This is a genomic window from Spongiibacter taiwanensis, assembly GCF_023702635.1.
GTDB classification, from domain to species: domain Bacteria; phylum Pseudomonadota; class Gammaproteobacteria; order Pseudomonadales; family Spongiibacteraceae; genus Spongiibacter; species Spongiibacter taiwanensis.
In genome coordinates, this window is sequence record NZ_CP098455.1 from 413,875 (window position 1) to 434,077 (window position 20,203).

The following is a 20,203-nucleotide window of genomic DNA, read 5'->3' on the forward strand; positions in this document are numbered from 1 at the left end:
GCGCCCGGCCGGCGGTAGTGTGAGCAGGAAAAGCAATGATTACTTTGGCAGTGCGCCGGCCCGGCGCTCAGCCACCTGATTGCGCAACTCGTCGAACTTGGCCCGCTGTTCCTTGTTCAAGATGGCGTAGAAGCCAGACTGCAGGAGCAGAGTTTGCTCGGTGAACTGGGCGGAGTACCGACCCGTATCGGCCGACATTTTTTGTATTTCTTTCTTGGTCAGCGTACCCAGATCAATTTGCTTCATCTCCTGCTGCAGTGCGACCACCTTCGTGCGAATGGCGGTGGCATTCTCGGTATAGCGACCGATCAGGGCATCCACCTCTTTCTTTTGACTATCGCTTAATTCCAGCTTGGTCACCAGGCTCTGTAGGCCGGCTGCAGCTAAATCGGCGCCCTGGGCATAGCTGTTGACGCTGAACAGGGCAAAAAACGTGATGGCGGCCAGCGTGGCCGTGAAACGGGTAAACATTGACAGACTCCTTTAATGAAATAGCGCGCCAACCGCCAAACCGGCCAGGCAACCGCCGTCAGACTGACCAAACTAAACGCTGGCACTAATTGCTGCAAGTGGGCTGCTCGCCACAAGTTGCAAAATGCGCATTATCGCCAGGGGCCAAATTCAAGACCCCTCTGATTAATTCGGTAATAGCGCATACGGTTAACAATCATCGTTAGCCCGCTTGGAGTAGCAAGCCCGGGAAAAATTCCCTAGGGCCTGTTAACACTAACTGGATTACGCCTGTTGTGCCTAAAAATTCGCCATTCTAGCGGACGCCGCGCGGGAATGAGGAGAGAGGTTTGGTTATTCCAAATGAACGAAAGCTGGCCCCGCGAGCGTAGCGAGTGCTTTGGGTCCGAATGACGACGAGTGGTGGATTTTTAGCCACAACCCGAAGGGCCGGGCGGCGTTCCGCTGGAGCCATTTTTGCCCCCAGCGTTGTTCTCGGTCGCTTATTTGGAATAACCAAACTACGCTTCCTACGCCCGGGCGGCGTACCGCTAGCTGGAGGCAAAAATGCCCTCCAGCAGGTGCAATTCAATTAGTGTTAACAGGCCCTAAGCAATTGATAACACCTCCAGCGGCGACTACTGGCCAGCGACTGCGCTCTGAATTTGCTCAAAGGTAAAACCGCGCTGTTGCAGAAATCGCATGCGCTTCGCCTTTTCCTTAAAGTCTGCAGGTGCCTCCGCGCCGAAACGACGTTGCACCGCCTCTTCCGCCAGGGCCCACCAGTCGATCCCGGCCTCCGCCAGGGCCTCCCCAATCAGTCCCTCTTCAACTTCCCGCTGGCGCAACTCCTGACGAATCCGCAGCGGCCCATGCCCCTTGGCAACACGTTGCCGTACAAATGACTCAGCAAAACGCTGATTGCTCACCAGGCCTTCATCGCTCAAGCGCTGAACAGCGGCCACGATCAGGTCGGGGCAATCTGAAAATCGCTGATTCAGCTTGGTAGACAACTCAGACCGGCTGTGCTCTCGCCGGGCCAACAGGTCCATCGCCTTAATTCGGATGTCATTTTCGAGGGACATATCACTACTTCTGTGACGCAATCTACACACACCCTAGCACAAGCCCTTATCCAGCTTCGTTTTTCCTTAGAAACGCTACGGCAAACACTTATTTTTTTTAGATAGCCCAAGGACCAAAGTAGCCCCAAGGCCGATAGGGATGTCCTACGTGTTTCGGTCGAAACAAAACCCCCAACGGAGTAAAGACCCATGCTAAATAAATTTGCCAAAAAACTGAACCGTTTTGCCAAAGACGAAAAAGGCGCCAGCGCCGTTGAATACGCTGTTATCGCCGCCATCGTCATCGTCGTTGGCTTGCTCGCCTTCAACGGTATCGGCGGAAAAATGGATACAAAGTTCACCTCAGTGAGCACCTCGCTGGATTAATAGTGTTACTTGTATCCGTTCTGTTGCTCATCGGCGCTATCGACTGGCAACAGCGACGAATACCCAATCTTCTGCTGGCGGTGCTTTTGGGCATTGTTGTGCTGCATAGAAACACAATGCCCGGCCCAACGGGCATTGTGCTTTTTAGCAATGTTGTATTTGCCCTCGTTGTGACCGCACCTGCCTATGCGAAGAAAATATTGGGCGCTGGCGACGTGAAGCTCATGTTGGTGTTGAGCCCGGTTTGGCCAACAGTGATTTTTCTGCAAGTTTTTGCGCTGGGGATACTAAGTCTGGTGGCAGTGATGCTGCTTCAGAAGATCGTCACCCAGGCGTCACTTGTCAAAAAGCTCACTCCAAGTCAATCGCCCCCTTGCGGGCATTCCTTCGATCTGAGGTTTAGTAGAGGGTTGCCTCTGGGCACCGCCATCGCTCTCGGCGCACTGATCACGCAGGTCCTCGCGGTTTTTGGATAGCACGCCGCGAACCTGCAACCTGATTACGGTGTATTCCACATTTACGTGGCTGAAGGGATTTGAGTGATGAGCAACGAACATGCTGGGTCTACCAGCAGCTCCAGACAACGGGGTGCAGCGGCCATTGAACTGGCGCTGATCCTGCCGGTTTTCATCGGAATTGTGTACGCCATTGCTGGCTACGGCCTGGCCTTTTTGATGGTGCAAAGCCTCACCTACGCTAGCGAAGATGCGCTACGCGCTGCACTCGCAACGGAGTGCGCGGCGGCTACCTGCACAGAAGCAGAACTCAAACCCATTGTTGCTGCCCAGGTACAGGCTTCCCTGCCATGGCTACCTGCGTCACTGGTTGCCAGCGCCACTGCGGGAGAAAACTTCTTTAGCTGCGACGGCACCATGCTATGCACGGTACGACTGAGCGCAACCCCGCTAATCCCTGGCATCACGCTCCCACTCATTGGCGAAGTCCCCGACCTCCCTGATCAACTGGTGGGTCGAGCCAGCCTCCGTCTATGACAACGGGCGACCATTGCTCAAGCGCAAACGAGATTTGTCGCACATAAATTCCGATATAGGTAGCAACCACAATAGTGCCACTACGACACACCTCATAGCATCAGAGTTACTTAAGCGGCATCGGCTTCGCAGCGGCTATAAAGAAACCAGATTCGTCAGCTTAGACCTTAATCAAACGACTTGACCCAGGGATACCACCATGCAAGCAAGGACATTAAAGATTATCGCTGCGTTGTTGATTATCAGCGCCATCGTGATGGGGGTAATTGGCTACAAAATCAGCCAGCAGGATACCTCTCGCGCACACGCCGCAACAACGACGTCAGAATCCTCGAATGCTGAAATCACCTACGCGCAAAAGCTGTTGGTGGTGAATCAGGATCTCCCCAAAGGCAGCGTGCTGACGGAAGAGCACCTCGAACTCCTGCCCTTCCCCATTCCGGTGGACGACAGCTTTGCCAAGGTCACCGATGTGGTCAATAAGCGCCTTGAATATGGCGTTCGCAAGGGTGATGTGATCCGGGCTGAGCACTTCATCAAAAAGAGCCTGCTCGCCGAGGACATCACCGAAGGACACCGGGCAATCGCCGTTGACGTGAATGAGGTGGTCGGCACCGGCGGCTTCCTGGTTCCCGGCGACTATGTCGACGTGATCTACACCGCCAGAGCTGGCAAGGAAAACTACGAGAAAAGCCATTCTCGCCGCGTACTTCGCAACGTACGCCTGCTAGCCTATGGCGCCGATATCGGCGAAGACCTGCCCGAGGTGGCCAACCCCGAAGAGGCAAAGCGCGGTCAGTCTCAACAAAAAGATTCCGGCAAGCGCAGCCGCTCTGCCGTCTTGGAAGTGGCGCTTGACGACATCAACATCCTTACCCTTGCAGAAAGCTCTGGCACGCTTCGCCTAGCTGCAGTAGGTGAGATGGATATAGCCAATGCCAAAGCCGAGGCCGAACGCGAAGGCACCATTCTCAGCAGCAGCGATGAAGAAGACAAAGCCACGTTTATCCGCTCGGTCACCGGCATCAAACCGCCCGCACCGCCCAAATCGGTGTATGTATACAGCGGCGATAAAGTCGAAACCATTCGGGTGCCGAAGTAATGAACAGTCACTCAAACAACCAGCACACCATTTTCCACCGGTCCGTTAAAGGAGTATCGGCAATGAAACACCTCTTCCTGGCAGGCGTGATGGTTGTCGCCGCCATTACCTCAGCCCACGCTGCACCCTATAAAACGCTGCGGCTCAAGGTCGGCGAACAATATCCGCTGACGACCCAATACAGTGTTAAGCGCAGCGCGATTGGTAACCCCGCTGTGGCCTCGCTAAATGTACTGAACTCCCGGGAATTCCTGCTCACGGGCAAAACGCTAGGTTCAACGCAACTGCTGCTATGGCAGGCTGGCGCAGAGCCCACCACAGTGCAGATCGATGTGGTGCCGGACCTGCCAGCCAGCAGCACACCTGGTGTCGCTGTTGACGCCAACGGCGCCAGCGTACAGCTGGAAGGTAAGACCCACTCGCTGACGCAACACGATCAACTGTTAACCGCCGCAGGGGCTGGCGTTCAGGACAACACGGTACAAAGCGGTGCCATCCAGGTCCAAACCAATATTCGCATCGTCGAGTACAGTCGCTCACAGCTTAAGCAAATCGGTACTGCCTTTGCCTACCTGGGCGGAGACTCCTCGGTGGCAGTTGGCTCCACCAACCTGCTGTCGCTCCTCTCAAACAGCCCCGTTGGCGCCTTGATCGGCAATACGGTTTCGGGCGCAGATGCCTCTTCCATTCTGATCGGTCATGCCACCAATTCCTTCAGGGGAGCCATTAACGCCCTGCAACAAAACGGCTACGCCTACACCCTGGCAGAGCCTTCACTGGTGAGCCTGTCCGGCCAAACTGCCAGCTTTCTGGCGGGTGGTGAATTTCCTTATCCCGTATCCAACCAGGATGGCCAGGTGCAAATTGAGTTCAAGGAATTTGGTATCCGCCTGAACCTGACCCCCACCGTGCTCAGCGAAGACAGCATCATGCTGAAGGTGGCTCCTGAGGTCAGCGACCTGGACTTCAACAGCGGCGTGCAAGCCAGCGGTGTGGCAGTCCCCCTGCTGCGGGTACGCCGAACCGACACCGCCATTCAGATGGCACCGGGCGAGAGCTTCATCATCAGCGGCTTGGTGAGTCAAAACACCTTCAAAAACGCAGATAAAATCCCGGGCCTTGGCGATATTCCGATTCTCGGCGCGCTGTTCCGCTCAACCAAGTTTGAGCAAGAGGACAAAGAGCTGGTGATGATTGTCACCCCTCACTTGGTCAAACCGATCGCGAAAGGCACCAAGCTGCCGGAGCTGCCCGGCGAAATCTACAGCCAATATACCCCTTCTTTTCTGGATCTGATTTTCGATCCTGAAGGCCAGGAGAAGGCAACGGCAGCTGCAGGCAGCCAGTCCCGTCCAGCCGATGTCGGCTTTGCAAACTAGGCAAACCTGGAGAATCCCATGAGAATTCTGGAACGGCGCGAACCGGACAATAAAAAGACCGATGTGAGTGACCACGAAGGTCTTAAGGCGGCGATGCACGGCTTTGTTATCGACCGAATCGAAGATGACAAGATCATCTACGACGATAACCAGAAAAAGCTGGAAGATGCGATTTCGTCCTACATCCGCCAGTACTGCCGAATTTATGAGATCAATATTGGTCGCGAGCAATTCGCAACGCTGGAAAAAGAACTACTTGATGAGATTGTCGGCTTCGGTCCTCTACAAACCCTGCTGGAGGATCCGACCATCAATGACATTCTGATCAATGGTCCGCGAAAAATTTACATCGAGCGTGGCGGGGTTTTGGAACGCGCAGACATGCGTTTTCTCGACAACCGTCATGTTCTGCGCGTTATTCGCCGGATGATTTCCCCCCTGGGTCGCCGTATCGACGAATCGAGCCCCATCGTGGACGGTCGCCTGGCTGATGGTAGCCGTATCAATGCCATTGTGCCCCCGCTGGCCTTGGACGGTCCCTGCCTTTCCATCCGGAAATTTCGTAAAGACCCGCTGACGGCAGAAGAATTATTGGCCGGCGGCTCTATCACCAAAGAGGTCTTGGATTACCTCACCAACGCCGTCAAAAGTCGACGAAACATGCTTATCAGCGGCGCAACCGGCTCAGGAAAAACAACGCTGCTGAACATTCTCAGCCAATACATTCCGCTGACAGAACGGATTGTAACGATTGAAGATGCCGCCGAGCTGCAGCTGCGAAACGACCACGTCGTTAGATTGGAGACTCGTCCCGAGAACAACGAAGGTGTCGGTGAAGTATCGGCAAGGGAGCTGGTAAAGAATGCGCTGCGGATGCGCCCAGACCGGATTATCGTCGGTGAAAGTCGCGGCGGTGAAGTACTGGATGTGCTGCAAGCGATGAATACCGGGCATAGTGGCTCGATGAGTACGGTACATGCCAACTCTGCCGCCGATGCCATGACCCGTCTGGAAATGATGGTCGGCATGTCAGGATTCAAAGGCTCCAGTGACTTGATCCTGAAAATGATCGGCAGCGCGCTCGACCTCATTGTGCAGATAGGGCGCAAGCCCGATGGCCACCGCTGCGTGCTTCAGGTCGCGGAGCTGCGCATGGTAGACCGGGAAGTAAAGCTTCATCCGCTGTTTACCTATGACGACACCAGTAAAACGCTGCGCGCGGTTGACACCAAGGTGGTACCGCTGCTCGATGACGAAGTCACTGGCTGAAGGAGAGGATCATGATCTGGATTGCTCTGTCTTTGCTGGTGATCGGCCTGGCCTTCGTGGTTTTGCTGATGCTGGGTTCCAATGAACAAGAAGGCAAAGTTGACCCCCGCGTCGTTGTCGACAAAAAGCAAGACGCCGTGCCTTCTTTCATCAAAGACTACTTGGCCCAGCATAGCGTCGAATTGCCGCCCCAAGTTATCTATCTGATCATGGCTTTTGCCGGTGGCGGCGTCCTGATCAGTTTGCTGGTACTGCCCTTCAAGATCGCGTTGATTGTCAGCGCCGCCATACCCGGCGTGTTGTATCTGGGCATGAAATCCCTCGGGAATCGTCGCAAGCAGATGATGCTGGAACAACTTCCCTCGTTCATCAATCAGGTTACCCGCCGCCTTTCCGCCGGTATCTCGGTTGAAAACGCCTTTAGCGACTCGGTAGAAACCCTAGAACGCCCCTTGGGAACCGTTATGCGCCGAGTTGTCCGCCGGGTGCACATGGGTGAAGAGCTGCATCGCGCCTTTGACCGGGAGGCAAATCACAATCGTCTGAAGGAGTTCAACGTACTCGCCACCGCCATTCGAATCAACGAACAATACGGCGGCAGCATCCGTTCCATTCTGGACGACATCGTCGCCATCCTTCGCTTGGACGAAGCCGGCAAACGTGAACTCAATGCGATGACCGGGGAAACCCGCTTCACCGCTGTGGTGCTGGCGCTTATCCCGCCGGCAACCGTGGCGTACATGATGTACATGATGCCCGATATGGTCATGACAATGTGGAATGACCCGGGCGGCCAGAATGCATTGCTGGCGGCAACTTTTATGGAGCTGTTTGGCGTTGTAGCGCTGTGGCGAATGATCAAATCGGTAGGGACCTGAAGCGATGGAAGCACATCATATCTATTTCATTATTGGCGCGGTGGTGCTGTGCACCGCTCCCGTCGTCCTGCTAGCGATTGCCCATATGGAGGGCTCCAGCAGCAGTGGTAAAAATGCCCAGCTCGAATTCAGTTCTAAAGATATCTGGCGGCAGCTTCGCGAAGAAAATACCCATATTGCTTCTCTGTCACAGCTACTTCGCCGAGCGGGTATGGTCAAGACAGATCAGCAAATTAAAGCGGTGACCATCGCCGGGATACTCTGTGCGGCCCTGGCGCTGGCCTTTGGGGTAAGCGCGCTGATTAAGGGACTTCCCATTCCGCAAGCACTGCTGATTTGTGGCGCCAGCCTGCTCGGCTTCCCTTTACTGGCCTATATGTTTCTGAAAAAGCATGCTGAGGACCGGCAAGCCAAACTGGAAGCTGAAACCCTCATGCTGATCCAGACAACCCGAATGTTGTGGCGGGTCGGCCTGTCGCTGCCAAAGACCCTCGCCATTATTTGTGAAGAGTTAAAAGAACTGACCCCGAATTGTGCTACCGAGTTGAATTTGGCGGTGAATAAGATTGAGTCGGGCCAAAGCCAGGAGGAAGCCCTCTATGACTTGATTAACAGCACCGGCGCAGAAGGTTTCAAAGAGTACCTCATTGTGATTCGCCAACAGTCGATCACTGGCGGCAGCATCGACAAATCGCTAGATGAACTCTATTTGCTATTACAAAGCCGCAGAAAGCTCGAACTGCAGGAAGTGGTCAACAAGCTGGCTGGCAAAATGTCGCTGGTGATGATGGTGTGTTTTTTCCCAGCGCTACTGATTTTTGTCGGCGGGCCCAGCTTTACCAGTCTTTCCAAGGCGCTCGGTGATGTCGCTTCTTAATAAGGAAACCCTGATGAACATTAAATCCTTAATGATCTGTCTCGCTTTATCAGGCCTTGTCGGCTGTGCTAGCACCGCCAATAAGCAGGCCTCGGTGGTCGGCGTATGCAATGCGCCTGTCAGTCAGGAAAACGGCGTAAAACTGGACATGGTTCGCCAGCTGATTGATGGTGAGCAGTACTACTCTGCCCTCGCCCACCTGGAAAATGACAATAGCAACAGCCCCCATGCATTATGGCTGAGAGCTGAAGCACAACGGAAAACTGGATTGCTGGATGAGGCTTACGAGAGCTACCGCGACCTCAGCCTGACTTGCATGACCGCATACGGCCACGCCGGTATGGCGAAAATCCTGGCCACCCGCGGCAATGTTCCCCAGGCCCATCAGCAGATGCTAACCGCCCGCAAACTGGCACCGACCGATGCTGATATCCGCAACGACTACGGCTTCATTTTGTTAGTCCACCGGGAATTCAAAGCCGCCCAACGGGAATTCATGACGGCCCTTCAGCTGGCACCGGGGCATCCCGTCGCCACCCGCAATATGGTAATGAGCCTGATACTGGATGGTGATACCCGCACTGCCGCCAGAATGGCCAAGAACAATGGCATCCCCGTGGAAGAATTTAGAGAACTGATTGGCAAAGCCAACCGCTTTAAACAGCCCGCCTTTGCCAATTCCAGCAGCATCAAACAAGGAGCACCACTATGAAACGATCAGTCCTCTGCACCACAGCCGCATTACTGGTTTCCACTCTCGCTGTCGCTGCTCCCGAAGACAAGGAGCAGCCAAGCACGGTCACAGGGCGCCTATTGGCGGCCCAGGCCTCGGGCGAGCTGGCCAGCACGGAAGATCAGTATTTGAGTGGCAAAGTTCGCAAAGAGGTGTACCAACGCTATGTGAAGAGCTTTAGCCACCCAATTCCTGCCCGCTTCGCTAAAGACTCCTTTAAATCTGAGTGATCCCAGGCCATGAAGACGCCCCTTCGCCAAATGACGAGAAAAAAACAGCATGGCGCTGTCGCGGTGATGGCCGCCATCATGATGACCACCTTGTTGATGTTCCTCGCAGTGGTGGTCGACACCGGGCGTCTATTTCTGGAGCGCCGGTCCCTGCAGAAAAACGCGGACCTGGCGGCATTGGAAACCGCGCTGCTTTACTGCCGCGACCAGACCATGGACGAAGACGGCAGAAAGGCTGTCGCGGTGGATGTGCTCTCAGCCAGCCGCAATGATTTCAAGGGCAACGAGGGGGATATCGCCGTCGCCTTGGGCCGAACCCAAAGGGTAAGCGACGGATCCGGAGGGTTTGACCGCCAGTTTGTCGCCGACGCAACTGGCAAGGCGATTCAGGTCACCCTAACACGAACCATTCCGGCGTCATTATTCCAACAGCTATGGCCAACCACACCAAGCTCGATCAGCCTGAGCCGCTCAAGTGTGGCCCAAGCCTGTGAGCCAACCGCACAACTTAGCATGCGCAGTAATTTAGTTAGCGTGAACAGCGATGACTCCGCGCTGCTCAACTCATTGCTTGGCGGCATGCTCGGCACCAGCCTGGCATTAGGAGTCGGTGATTGGCAGAACCTTGTTAATACCGATCTCAACTTGCTTAATTTCATGGATGCGCTGGCAACCGAAATGAGCCTCGATGTTGGCGACTACGATGGCATTCTGAGTACCGAAATCACCGTGGGCGACTTGCTTGACGTCGCTGCGGACGTATTACAGGACGGCGGAAATACGGCCGCCGTTTCCGCTCTGGGCCTGCTGTCGGATTCAATTCCTCTGTCTACACCCGCAATTGAGCTAGTCGACATCTTGAAAATTCAGAGCGGTGCCGAGGAAGCTGCGTTAAACACCAATGTTCAGGTCATGGAATTGGTCCAGGCGGCAATCCAACTGGCGAATAGCGAGTCAGGTCTGGCCGCGGAAATCCCTTTGAATTTGGGGGTAGCCACAGCCTATCTCACGTTGAAAGTCGTTGAGCCCCCGCAGTTTTCCGCCGTCGGGAACCCCGAGTTCGCCAAAATAAACCCCTACGGCAGTGACGCTATCTATGTCCGCTCCGCCACTGTGAAAGCCTTCGCTTCGGTAGAGGTACCGTTAGCCAGCTCACTGAACTCTCTTCTAGATAATCCGCTGATCGCTGGCGTTACTGATATGGTCAACGACGCGCTGTCACTGGATGTTATTGGCTTGCTCACAAGCATTACCTGTCTAATCACCTGTACGGAAGAGGAAACGATGGTCGACATCGACATCCTATCCTCACCCCGGGTAGACGTTCTGATTACCGCAGGTGAAGGTACCGCCAGGGTGAGCAATTACACCTGCGACTCGACAACGGACGAAAAATCCCTGACCAGCTCGGCCCAATCGTCTATTGCCTCCGTCGCTTTGGGCAACATGGGCAGTGATCGCGACGACGCAGCAGCAAACGCAATGGCGTCAGATGATTTCACCATCACCCCCATTCCGATCATCGACATTGGCACTATTGAGGTAAGAAAGACGTGCTTGTTAGGTTCTTGCTCTTACACCTACCGGAGTGGCGGGAGCTGGGTGTCAAACAAAGCGCTGGCTGACCGTGATGCATATGCGGGAGGCGGCATTGCAATCGCAGTGGACAACCGCGAATCGCCCACTTCGCCAGCAACCGGCACAGTGCTTCATGAAAATTATCCGGACGATACCTATTTGCCAGACATTGGCACCACCCTCTCGGGTAACGCTTATGAGGCATTAGGTTCGTCCGGCGTTGTTTCAGATGTAAACGGCGCTCTGACCGATCTCGATTTAATTTTCTATGAACCCGAAAGTGGCGGCATTGGCAGCAACGGCCTTGGAACCCTGCTAAATTTAGCCGGATCAGCAGCCAACGGTCTGACCGATGGCCTGACCGATGCACTGGATGCCGTCATTGCCCCTTTGCTGGACAGTATTATCAATGAGATTCTCGCAACGCTGGGTGCTTCCCTGGCGGAGGTAGAAGTCGGCGGCGCCATGACCTGCGAAAACGATAAAGTCCGACTGGTCATGTAACGCGAGGTGTCATACGGGAAAGTCCGAGTGAGTCATCAGACAGCGATAGTTTATCTTGCTCGGTAACCGTAAAATGCCGGTGGCCACAGGGCGCGATAGGCAGCGCCCCCAGTTTTTAGGGATGTATTGATGACTTTTAACGACTACCTGACGCTGCTCGCGAAAAACTCCGGCTCGGATCTTTTTCTAAGCACTGGCGCCCCTCCCTGCGCAAAATTTCACGGCCAACTCAAACCCCTTAGCAAAGAGCCTTTCTCGAATGGCGATATCAAAACGATCGCCTACGAAATTATGGACAGTGAGCAGATAAAGGAATTTGAGACTGAGCTGGAAATGAACCTGGCCTACAGCATTCCCAAGGTCGGCCGCTTCCGGGTAAATATCTTTAAGCAGCGCAATGAAATCTCCATCGTGGCGCGAAATATTGTGACAGAAATCCCCGACGCCGATAGCCTGGGCTTGCCCCCCATCCTGAAAGAGGTGGTGATGGCAAAGCGCGGCTTGGTGCTTTTTGTCGGTGCCACAGGCTCAGGCAAATCCACCTCCCTTGCCGCGCTGATCGATCACCGCAACAGTAATAGCAGTGGTCACATCATCACCATTGAAGACCCCATTGAATTTATCCATCGTCACAAAAAGTGCATCGTCAACCAACGGGAAATCGGTGTTGACACTCGCAGCTTTCACCAAGCCTTGAAAAACACGCTACGACAAGCACCTGACGTAATTCTCATTGGTGAAATTCGCGACCGTGAAACCATGGAGCATGCCATCGCCTTTGCTGAAACTGGGCACCTGTGCATCTCAACCCTGCATGCCAATAACGCAAACCAGGCGCTGGACCGCATCATTAACTTCTTCCCCGAAGAGCGACGTAATCAGTTACTACTGGATCTCTCTTTGAATCTGCGCTGTTTCGTCTCTCAACGGCTGGTGCCTACCAAAGATGGCAAACGCGCGGCTGCCATCGAAATTCTGCTGGGAACCCCCACCGTTAACCAGGCAATTCATAAAGGTGAGGTGGAAAGCATCAAGGAGATTATGGCCAAGTCAGAGAACCTGGGCATGCAGACCTTCGATGCCGCACTGTTCCGCTTGTATGAAGACGGCAAAATCAGTTTCGAAGAAGCCCTTAAAAACGCCGACTCAGCCAATAATTTACGTTTGCGGATCAAGCTTCACAGCAAGCGCGGGCTGCCCGCCGGTGAGATGCAAGCCGATCAGTCCCAGTCAAGACCCTCCGGCTTCAGCTTGGCGATCGAGGCCGAAGAGGAAGACGAAGAAGCGCAAAACTGACTCACAAGGCTGTAATCATTTGACTACTTGCCGCCGCTCAATGTTTTGCCAGGCTTGGCACGACATCGGGCTCGGCTTCCGGGGTCGGCCGAAAGCTGAGAAGCCAGCCACACACTTTCCATATTGCCAGACTGGTAACTAGGGATAGATAGCCATCTGCAGCGTAGTGCCACGCAAGATGAACCGAGCCCATTAGAATAATCAGCACAAAATGACAGCCAGCAACCCGGGCCAGCAGACCGCGGGGCCAAATTGCACAGCACAGCAACAGCGCTACTGAGACATGCATGCTCGGCATGGCTGAAATCCCGCCACCAATCCCGTTTTCGCCCTGTTGATAAAGCTGCCACAGGTAATCCTGCGTCGCTAACGCCCATACCGGGTAGCTCTCATTAGCCTGATGCAAGTACGTCATCAAATCGGTATAGGGACTTGTGACGCCCGGGTACAGCCGCTCATAAAATGCTGGCCCCACGGAGGAGAAAATTAGTGCGAGCACCGCGCCATTCACCACCCAGCAACAAATAAAACTGAGCAAAAACTGTTGTCGAATTACCCCCTTACGGGCAAAGAAGAAGAACCAGAATAACGCGGCCTGCATGAGAAAAAACCAAGCGTTATACACCGCATTCAGCGCACAGGTAGCCCAAGGCCAATCCAAAATCCCATGCAACCATTGCCAGGGGGATACCCCTCCATGAAGTTGAAGATCCAGCTGATAAAAATCGGGGTCCCAGTGAAACGGGTTAATTTCGGGTATCAACGTTTTAAAGGAAGAGATACTGGAGAAGAAGACAGATGCACTAATGAGCAGCAACAGGCCCCGTAGAAAGCCCCCGTTGCGAAGGTAGTTCATTAGTTCGCCAGAGACGGTTTCAATCAGGGCGGCGGGCCGACGCAGGATCATGGTATGCAGGAGATATCCCAGCAGCGTCACCTGCGAAAAAATCAGGAAAATCTCCAACGTGACTTTTGGATAGACCCACAAAGAAAAGCGAGACCACAAACCTTGTGAGCTGAGAAATATCGCCGCTGCCGCGACAAAGCCATATAGGCAGCAGTAAATCGCCCTATCCTCGCGCAAGCAGGAATAAACCGGAGCAAGCAACCTGCTTGCCCCCTTCTCCGTGTTCACTCTTTTCGCGCCCCTGCGATTACCGTAAAGTCAAAGTAAAGCACTGCGGCTACCTCGACGTAATACGCATGAACCGAATCCACTACTAAAGAGCGACCCCTTGTAAATGCAACCGATCCATCACAAAGAGTACAAGGCACTTCTGAGACAGCTTCAGATTCAACTGGTCGCCTTACAGCGGCATTTGATTAGCCATGACAGGAAAGTGCTGATTATCTTTGAAGGACGCGATGCGGCAGGTAAGGATGGCGTGATCAAGCGCATTGCCGAGCACTTGAGCCCGAGAGAAACCCGCGTAATTGCCCTGGGCAAGCCATCGGACCGTGAACAAGCAAGTTGGCATTTTCAACGTTATGTTGCCTGTCTACCCTCCGGCCAGGAAATAGTGTTAATGAACCGCAGCTGGTACAACCGGGCAGGTGTTGAAAAAGTGATGGGCTTTTGCAGCCCCCAAGAGGCCGAGGATTTTCTCAGTGCCACGGTCATCTTTGAGAAAATGCTCAGCAATGCCGGCATCGAGATTGTAAAATACTATCTGGATATTTCTGAGGAAGAACAGCGGATGCGCTTGGAGTCGCGCCGAACCGACCCATTAAAACACTGGAAATTAAGCCCAATCGATGCGGTCGCACTCGATCACTGGGAGGACTACAGCCGGGCTAGGGATGAAATGCTCGCCGCCACGGATACCGACGATACGCCCTGGTACATAGTTGATGCCGACGACAAACGCCGCGCCCGACTCAGTGTGATTTATCACCTTATGGAACAGCTCGCGTTTCCGGGGAAAAATCTCCCGGCCATGGACACGCCTTTTTCGGCAGTACGACGATATTCAGCACAGCAACTGGCGAGCAAATAGCCCGCCAGTCAGGACTGCCGCTTACTCCGCTACCGACTCCTCGACTTTCTTAGCCGCGGGTTTAGGCAGCAATTCACCGCGAATAGCACCCTCAATCTCCTGGGCGATTTCCGGGTTTTCATCCAGGAAACGCGCGGCATTGGCCTTACCTTGGCCAATCTTGTCTCCCTTATAGGCATACCAGGCACCCGATTTATCGACCAGTCCCAACTTCACACCGAGGTCAATCACCTCACCGAGGCGATAAATTCCTTTGCCGTACATAATCTGGAATTCGGCCTGTTTGAAGGGTGGTGACACTTTATTCTTGACCACCTTCACCCGCGTCTCGTTACCAACGACCTCGTCCCCCTCTTTCACCGAGCCGATACGACGGATATCCAGACGCACACTAGCGTAGAACTTCAATGCATTACCACCGGTGGTGGTTTCGGGGTTACCAAACATTACCCCGATCTTCATCCGAATCTGGTTGATAAAAATCACCAGGGTGTTGGTTTGCTTGATACTGCCAGTCAGCTTACGCAAGGCCTGGGACATCAACCGTGCCTGCAGACCAACATGGGAGTCACCCATGTCGCCCTCGATTTCCGCTTTGGGTACCAGTGCAGCTACCGAGTCCACCACAATGACATCCACGGAACCGGAGCGCACCAGCATATCGGTGATTTCAAGGGCCTGCTCGCCGGTGTCAGGCTGGGATACCAGTAGGTCCTCCAAGTTGACGCCGAGCTTTTCCGCGTACTGCGGGTCGAGGGCATGCTCAGCGTCAACGATGGCGACTGTTTTCCCGAGTTTTTGTGCCTCTGCCATGACCTGTAGACACAAGGTGGTTTTACCAGAAGACTCCGGACCATAGATCTCAACAATTCGACCGCAGGGCAGACCACCGATACCCAACGCCACATCCAAGCCCAAAGACCCGGTGGAAATCGACGGCATGACTTCACGGGAGCTGTCCCCCATCTTCATGATTGAGCCTTTACCGAACTGACGTTCAATCTGGCTCAGCGCCGACTCCAGCGCCTTTTGCTTATTTGGGTCCATGCGTATTCCCTTTTATCTCGAGATAGACTTGAATTCTTGATGTGATGGTTTACAGCGATGATGGTGGCACCCCATCACCAAACAACTGTATATATAATCAGTATCCCGACTCACTTTGTCAATGCCCGTGTCCAACATTTCTGCTCTCCTGGGTGACGGCCGAGAATAAAAACCTAGCCCAACTGTACGGGATATGCCAGAGCGATCCTTTGTGATCAATGCGTTTTGAGCGAGCCCGCCAGTTGCGGTAGTATCGCGGGTTTTCCAGCCACTTTTCGACGGACCCTCGCTTGACTGACGCCCCCCAGCACACCCCAATGATGCAGCAGTATTTGAGCATCAAGGCACAGCACCCCAACGAACTGGTGTTCTACCGGATGGGGGATTTTTACGAGCTGTTTTTTGACGATGCCAAGCTCGCCGCCCAGCTGCTTGATATCACGCTCACCGCCCGGGGCAAGTCCGGCGGGCACCCCATTCCCATGTGCGGGGTCCCCTATCACGCCGCTGAGAACTACCTCGCCCGCCTGGTTCGCCAGGGTGTTTCCATTGCCATCTGCGAACAGATCGGCGATCCGGCGACCAGCAAGGGCCCGGTGGAACGAAAGGTCACCCGCATCGTCACGCCCGGTACCCTCAGCGACGAAGCCCTGCTCGAGGAGCGTAAAGACACCCTGCTGGTGGCGGTCGCTCAGGGCCAACACGGTTTTGGCGTGGCGAGCCTCGATATGAGTGGCGGCCGCTTTCTGGTCTTCGAGATTGCTGATGAGGCCGCGCTACTGGCCGAAATTCAGCGATTGCAGCCCGCGGAATTGCTAGTTCCCGATGAATTGGTCAGCCCCGCCCTCGCCCGGCGACCCGGTCTGCGCCGCCTCCCCCCCTGGGAGTTTGAAATCGACGCTGCCAGGCGGGCACTGTGCCAGCATTTCAAGACACAAGATTTAAGTGGCTTCGGTTGCGACCAGCTTACCCTCGGCATCGCAGCTGCGGGCTGTCTGCTGCAATATGTGAAAGACACACAACGTTGCCAGATCCCACATATTCATCGCCTGCAGCACGAATCGCGCAACGACGCCGTCGCGATGGATGCCGCCACCCGCCGCAACCTGGAACTGGATATCAACTTAAGTGGCACGGTGGAAAACACCCTGGCCTCGGTGATCGATCGCTGCCAAACCGCCATGGGTAGTCGCTTGCTCAAGCGTTGGCTACATCGGCCACTGCGCAATAAAGAGGTACTGGAGCAGCGCCAGCAGCTGATTGCCGAACTGCAACAGAGCTATGGTCACGATGCACTCCAGCCGCTGTTGAAAGAAATTGGCGACCTGGAACGCATTCTGGCCCGGGTTGCACTTCGGTCTGCCCGTCCCCGTGACCTGTCCCGCCTCCAGCGGGCTCTGGCAGCATTGCCAGAGCTTCAGCGTGCAACCCGTGAAACAGACTCCGATCTGCTGCGCTCGCTGGCGGAGAAAATCGGCGAGTTTCCCGACATGGCCAGTCTGCTGGAACGTGCCATTATCGAAAATCCGCCAATGGTGCTGCGTGACGGCGGTGTCATTGCCGAAGGGTATGATTCCGAGCTGGACGAGCTGCGCAGTTTAAGCAGCGACGCCGGCGAGTTTTTGCTGCAAATGGAGCAGCAGGAAAAGGCCCGCACCGGACTCAGTAGCCTGAAGGTGGGATACAACCGGGTGCACGGCTATTACATTGAAATCAGCCGGGTGCAGGCCGCCCAAGCCCCCGCGGAATATATCCGCCGGCAGACACTGAAAAATGCCGAGCGATTCATCACCCCAGAGCTGAAAGAATTCGAAGACAAGGCACTGAGCAGCAAAAGCCGGGCGCTGGCTCGCGAAAAGCTGTTGTACGAGCAACTCCTCGATGAACTCAATCTTATTTTACTGCCCCTGCAGGATGCCTCCGCCGCCCTGTGCGAGCTCGATGTCATCTGTAATCTGACTGAGCGGGCACTGGCACTCGACTATTGCCGCCCCGTTATCAGCGATGCACCTTGCCTGAAAATTCATCAGGGCAGACACCCGGTGGTCGAGCAGGTACTGGACGAACCCTTTATCGCCAACGATCTCGATCTGTATGACCAGCGTCGGACGCTGATTATCACCGGCCCCAATATGGGCGGTAAGTCGACCTTTATGCGCCAGACGGCATTGATCGTGCTGCTCGCCCACATCGGCAGTTATGTGCCGGCCGCGGCGGTGGAGCTGAGTCTGGTCGATCAGATTTTCACCCGCATCGGTTCATCCGATGACCTCGCAGGCGGCCGCTCGACCTTTATGGTGGAGATGACCGAAACGGCCAACATTCTCAACAACGCGACGGCCAACAGCCTGGTATTGATGGACGAGGTGGGGCGCGGCACCAGCACCTTTGACGGCCTGTCTCTCGCCTGGGCCAGCGGTATCGACCTGGCCAGTCGAATCAAGGCATTCACTCTGTTCGCCACCCACTACTTTGAGCTCACCGCCTTGCCAGAAAGCTACCCGCTGGCGGCCAACGTGCATCTCGGGGTGACTGAGTACCAGGATCACATTGTGTTTTTGCACAAGGTTGAGGAGGGCCCAGCCAATCGCAGCTATGGGCTACAGGTAGCCAAATTGGCGGGTATTCCGAGCAATGTGGTGAGCGCAGCACGAAAAAAACTGGAAGAGCTCGAGCGCCAGGCCACCACAACGACCCTGAAAGGCAAGCAGGACCCTCAGCTCCAGGCCGATCTGTTCGCCCCACCTCCCGCGCCCTCCCCCGTTTTGCAGCGCCTGGAGGAGATCGACCCCGATAACCTCAGCCCCCGCCAAGCCCATGACATGCTGTATATGTTGAGGGATTTGCTTTAAACAGACACGATCATCTGAAAAAGTGATAAGCAACAGCTGAATTATTGTTAAGACCAATCTATTCCGATTTTTTTAGCCGGTGTTACAATACGCGGCTCGTGGAAACCGACCACAACAGCTTACAGAGGGGCCGAACCAAAATGACATTTGTAGTGGGTGAAAACTGCATTAAATGCAAGCATACGGACTGCGTTGAAGTCTGCCCAGTAGACTGCTTCTATGAGGGTCCAAACTTCCTGGTCATTCACCCCGACGAGTGTATCGATTGCGCCCTTTGTGAACCCGAGTGCCCCGTTGAAGCGATCTTCTCCGAAGATGAGCTGCCCGAAGACCAGCAAGTCTTCCTTGAGCTAAATGCCGAGCTGGCAGAAGTGTGGCCGAACATCACTGAAATGAAAGATGCCCCGGCCGATGCAGAAGAGTGGAATGGCAAGCCGGACAAATTGCAGTATTTGGAGCGCTAACGCGCCGATGTTGGTACAGAAATAAAAAAGACCTGCAAATGCAGGTCTTTTTTTTGCCCGATTAACCCGCTGTGCTGGCTACTCCGCCGCCTCGGAGAACAAGGCGCTAGCGCTGAGCCCGTTACTCTCAAACATCACCCGCAGGCTCTTGAGGGCCTCGACCTGAATCTGGCGAACCCGCTCCCGGGTCAGGCCAATTTCTCGGCCGACTTCCTCCAGAGTAGCGCTCTCGTAACCCCGCAGCCCAAAGCGACGCAATACCACCTCCCGCTGCTTCTCGCTGAGTTCATCAAGCCAACTGTCCATGCAGCGCTGGATATCCTGACTCTGCAGCACATCGCTGGGGTTAGGCGCCTGCTGATCCGCCAGGGTATCTAAAAGGGATTGGTCAGTGCCCTGGCCCATTGGCACATCGATAGAGCCCACCCGCTCTTTTAAACTGCACAGGCGCTTGGTTTCTGCCAGCGGCCGGTCCATCGCCGACGCCATTTCTTCGGGCGAGGGCATGTGGTCAAGCCGTTGACTCAACTCCCGCTCAGCGCGCAAATATCCATTCAGCTCTTTAACGACGTGAATCGGCAAGCGGATGGTTCGCGTCTGATTCATCAGCGCACGCTCTATGGTCTGTCGAATCCACCAGGTGGCATAGGTAGAAAAGCGAAAGCCGCGCTCCGGGTCGAATTTTTCTACCGCGCGGATCAGCCCCAAATTTCCTTCTTCGACCAAATCCAGGAGAGTGAGCCCCCGGTTGAGGTAGCGTCGGGATATTTTCACCACCAGCCGCAGATTACTTTCAATCATGCGTTTGCGACCGGCCTCGTCGCCCTTTCGCGCCAATCTTGAATAATGCTTTTCTTCATCGGCCGTCAGCAGAGGCGAAAACCCAATTTCGCTAAGGTATAGCTGGGTTGCATCCAACTCGCTGCTGTATTGCCGTGTACGACTTTTCTTGGTGGAGGATGGTGCCTCTGCACGAGACTCTTCCGAGTCATCCTCAGTTTGGATGGTGTCGATAAAGCGCTCTTGGTCGAGCTCCGATTCCAATACCCGCATCGTCAAATCCTTATTTTTGTCGAGAATTTCATTGACTGATTGGGGTGATTC

Annotated in this window: 20 protein-coding genes; 15 read left to right on the forward strand and 5 right to left on the reverse strand. The window is 54.7% G+C overall.

Annotation, left to right across the window (positions count from 1 at the left end; translation table 11 throughout):
- Window positions 1-39: 39 nt before the first annotated feature.
- Both NCG89_RS02080 and NCG89_RS02085 read right to left on the reverse strand, forming a co-directional pair.
- Window positions 40-471 carry a Spy/CpxP family protein refolding chaperone gene (locus NCG89_RS02080; protein WP_251088116.1) on the reverse strand — a complete coding sequence of 144 codons (432 nt, stop codon included), beginning with the start codon at window positions 469-471 and terminating at the stop codon, window positions 40-42.
- 617 nt (window positions 472-1,088) lie between these two features.
- A complete protein-coding gene (locus NCG89_RS02085; RefSeq protein ID WP_251088117.1) occupies window positions 1,089-1,535 on the reverse strand; it encodes a regulatory protein RecX in 447 nt (148 codons plus the stop codon).
- A gap of 189 nt (window positions 1,536-1,724) precedes the next feature.
- Between NCG89_RS02085 and NCG89_RS02090 the strand changes: the two genes are divergently transcribed.
- From NCG89_RS02090 to NCG89_RS02145, 12 genes are all read left to right on the forward strand, one after another.
- Window positions 1,725-1,901, forward strand: coding sequence for a Flp family type IVb pilin (locus NCG89_RS02090; protein WP_251088118.1), 177 nt, complete (start codon window positions 1,725-1,727; stop codon window positions 1,899-1,901).
- A 2-nt stretch (window positions 1,902-1,903) separates the two neighbouring features.
- Window positions 1,904-2,377 carry a prepilin peptidase gene (locus NCG89_RS02095; RefSeq protein WP_251088119.1) on the forward strand — a complete coding sequence of 158 codons (474 nt, stop codon included), beginning with the start codon at window positions 1,904-1,906 and terminating at the stop codon, window positions 2,375-2,377.
- A 66-nt stretch (window positions 2,378-2,443) separates the two neighbouring features.
- Window positions 2,444-2,893 carry a TadE/TadG family type IV pilus assembly protein gene (locus tag NCG89_RS02100; RefSeq protein WP_251088120.1) on the forward strand — a complete coding sequence of 150 codons (450 nt, stop codon included), beginning with the start codon at window positions 2,444-2,446 and terminating at the stop codon, window positions 2,891-2,893.
- A 199-nt stretch (window positions 2,894-3,092) separates the two neighbouring features.
- The gene (gene cpaB / locus NCG89_RS02105) at window positions 3,093-3,995 is read left to right on the forward strand and encodes a Flp pilus assembly protein CpaB (protein WP_251088121.1); all 903 of its coding nucleotides are present in this window, start codon (window positions 3,093-3,095) and stop codon (window positions 3,993-3,995) included.
- Between the two features lie 62 nt (window positions 3,996-4,057).
- Window positions 4,058-5,374, forward strand: a complete 1,317-nt coding sequence (locus NCG89_RS02110; protein ID WP_251088122.1) for a type II and III secretion system protein family protein — start codon at window positions 4,058-4,060, stop codon at window positions 5,372-5,374.
- An 18-nt stretch (window positions 5,375-5,392) separates the two neighbouring features.
- Window positions 5,393-6,643: a TadA family conjugal transfer-associated ATPase gene (locus NCG89_RS02115; RefSeq protein ID WP_251088123.1), complete on the forward strand. Its 1,251-nt coding sequence runs from the start codon at window positions 5,393-5,395 to the stop codon at window positions 6,641-6,643.
- Between the two features lie 11 nt (window positions 6,644-6,654).
- On the forward strand, window positions 6,655-7,521 hold the full coding sequence (locus tag NCG89_RS02120) for a type II secretion system F family protein (protein ID WP_251088124.1): 867 nt from the start codon (window positions 6,655-6,657) through the stop codon (window positions 7,519-7,521).
- A gap of 4 nt (window positions 7,522-7,525) precedes the next feature.
- Complete coding sequence (locus NCG89_RS02125; RefSeq protein WP_251088125.1) at window positions 7,526-8,398, forward strand: type II secretion system F family protein; 873 nt, start codon at window positions 7,526-7,528, stop codon at window positions 8,396-8,398.
- A 13-nt stretch (window positions 8,399-8,411) separates the two neighbouring features.
- Window positions 8,412-9,110: a tetratricopeptide repeat protein gene (locus NCG89_RS02130; protein WP_251088126.1), complete on the forward strand. Its 699-nt coding sequence runs from the start codon at window positions 8,412-8,414 to the stop codon at window positions 9,108-9,110.
- On the forward strand, window positions 9,107-9,361 hold the full coding sequence (locus tag NCG89_RS02135; protein ID WP_251088127.1) for a DUF3613 domain-containing protein: 255 nt from the start codon (window positions 9,107-9,109) through the stop codon (window positions 9,359-9,361). The genes NCG89_RS02130 and NCG89_RS02135 overlap by 4 nt, the downstream gene beginning before the upstream one ends.
- 30 nt (window positions 9,362-9,391) lie before the next feature.
- Window positions 9,392-11,443 (forward strand): pilus assembly protein TadG-related protein, encoded by a 2,052-nt coding sequence (locus NCG89_RS02140; protein ID WP_251088128.1) that lies wholly within the window; start codon window positions 9,392-9,394, stop codon window positions 11,441-11,443.
- 129 nt (window positions 11,444-11,572) lie between these two features.
- Complete coding sequence (locus tag NCG89_RS02145; protein ID WP_251088129.1) at window positions 11,573-12,739, forward strand: PilT/PilU family type 4a pilus ATPase; 1,167 nt, start codon at window positions 11,573-11,575, stop codon at window positions 12,737-12,739.
- A gap of 37 nt (window positions 12,740-12,776) precedes the next feature.
- On the opposite strand, the gene NCG89_RS02150 is transcribed toward NCG89_RS02145, so the two are convergent.
- Window positions 12,777-13,874, reverse strand: coding sequence for a phosphatase PAP2 family protein (locus tag NCG89_RS02150; protein WP_251088130.1), 1,098 nt, complete (start codon window positions 13,872-13,874; stop codon window positions 12,777-12,779).
- 106 nt (window positions 13,875-13,980) lie between these two features.
- Here NCG89_RS02150 and ppk2 point away from each other — a divergent pair, with 106 nt between their 5' ends.
- Complete coding sequence (ppk2, locus tag NCG89_RS02155; RefSeq protein ID WP_251088131.1) at window positions 13,981-14,736, forward strand: polyphosphate kinase 2; 756 nt, start codon at window positions 13,981-13,983, stop codon at window positions 14,734-14,736.
- A gap of 21 nt (window positions 14,737-14,757) precedes the next feature.
- Here the strand turns inward: ppk2 and recA are convergent, their stop codons facing one another.
- Entirely contained in the window at window positions 14,758-15,783 is a 1,026-nt protein-coding gene (gene recA / locus NCG89_RS02160; protein WP_251088132.1) for a recombinase RecA, read from the reverse strand.
- Between the two features lie 317 nt (window positions 15,784-16,100).
- On the opposite strand from recA, the gene mutS reads away from it, so the two are divergent.
- Both mutS and fdxA read left to right on the forward strand, forming a co-directional pair.
- A complete protein-coding gene (gene mutS / locus NCG89_RS02165) occupies window positions 16,101-18,635 on the forward strand; it encodes a DNA mismatch repair protein MutS (protein ID WP_251089326.1) in 2,535 nt (844 codons plus the stop codon).
- A 140-nt stretch (window positions 18,636-18,775) separates the two neighbouring features.
- Window positions 18,776-19,099, forward strand: coding sequence for a ferredoxin FdxA (gene fdxA, locus NCG89_RS02170; protein WP_251088133.1), 324 nt, complete (start codon window positions 18,776-18,778; stop codon window positions 19,097-19,099).
- A gap of 78 nt (window positions 19,100-19,177) precedes the next feature.
- Here fdxA and rpoS read toward each other — a convergent pair whose 3' ends face one another.
- Entirely contained in the window at window positions 19,178-20,152 is a 975-nt protein-coding gene (rpoS, locus tag NCG89_RS02175; RefSeq protein ID WP_251088134.1) for an RNA polymerase sigma factor RpoS, read from the reverse strand.
- Between the last annotated feature and the right edge of the window lie 51 nt (window positions 20,153-20,203).

Excerpts from the sequence above, each read along its gene's own strand:
- NCG89_RS02080 (WP_251088116.1), bottom strand. The coding sequence starts at position 471 with ATGTTTACCCGTTTCACGGCCACGCTGGCCGCCATCACGTTTTTTGCC.
- NCG89_RS02085 (WP_251088117.1), bottom strand. The coding sequence starts at position 1,535 with ATGTCCCTCGAAAATGACATCCGAATTAAGGCGATGGACCTGTTGGCC.
- NCG89_RS02090 (WP_251088118.1), top strand. The coding sequence starts at position 1,725 with ATGCTAAATAAATTTGCCAAAAAACTGAACCGTTTTGCCAAAGACGAA.
- NCG89_RS02100 (WP_251088120.1), top strand. The coding sequence starts at position 2,444 with ATGAGCAACGAACATGCTGGGTCTACCAGCAGCTCCAGACAACGGGGT.
- cpaB (WP_251088121.1), top strand. The coding sequence starts at position 3,093 with ATGCAAGCAAGGACATTAAAGATTATCGCTGCGTTGTTGATTATCAGC.
- NCG89_RS02110 (WP_251088122.1), top strand. The coding sequence starts at position 4,058 with ATGAAACACCTCTTCCTGGCAGGCGTGATGGTTGTCGCCGCCATTACC.
- NCG89_RS02115 (WP_251088123.1), top strand. The coding sequence starts at position 5,393 with ATGAGAATTCTGGAACGGCGCGAACCGGACAATAAAAAGACCGATGTG.
- NCG89_RS02120 (WP_251088124.1), top strand. The coding sequence starts at position 6,655 with ATGATCTGGATTGCTCTGTCTTTGCTGGTGATCGGCCTGGCCTTCGTG.
- NCG89_RS02125 (WP_251088125.1), top strand. The coding sequence starts at position 7,526 with ATGGAAGCACATCATATCTATTTCATTATTGGCGCGGTGGTGCTGTGC.
- NCG89_RS02130 (WP_251088126.1), top strand. The coding sequence starts at position 8,412 with ATGAACATTAAATCCTTAATGATCTGTCTCGCTTTATCAGGCCTTGTC.
- NCG89_RS02135 (WP_251088127.1), top strand. The coding sequence starts at position 9,107 with ATGAAACGATCAGTCCTCTGCACCACAGCCGCATTACTGGTTTCCACT.
- NCG89_RS02140 (WP_251088128.1), top strand. The coding sequence starts at position 9,392 with ATGACGAGAAAAAAACAGCATGGCGCTGTCGCGGTGATGGCCGCCATC.
- NCG89_RS02145 (WP_251088129.1), top strand. The coding sequence starts at position 11,573 with ATGACTTTTAACGACTACCTGACGCTGCTCGCGAAAAACTCCGGCTCG.
- ppk2 (WP_251088131.1), top strand. The coding sequence starts at position 13,981 with ATGCAACCGATCCATCACAAAGAGTACAAGGCACTTCTGAGACAGCTT.
- recA (WP_251088132.1), bottom strand. The coding sequence starts at position 15,783 with ATGGACCCAAATAAGCAAAAGGCGCTGGAGTCGGCGCTGAGCCAGATT.
- mutS (WP_251089326.1), top strand. The coding sequence starts at position 16,101 with ATGATGCAGCAGTATTTGAGCATCAAGGCACAGCACCCCAACGAACTG.
- fdxA (WP_251088133.1), top strand. The coding sequence starts at position 18,776 with ATGACATTTGTAGTGGGTGAAAACTGCATTAAATGCAAGCATACGGAC.
- rpoS (WP_251088134.1), bottom strand. The coding sequence starts at position 20,152 with ATGCGGGTATTGGAATCGGAGCTCGACCAAGAGCGCTTTATCGACACC.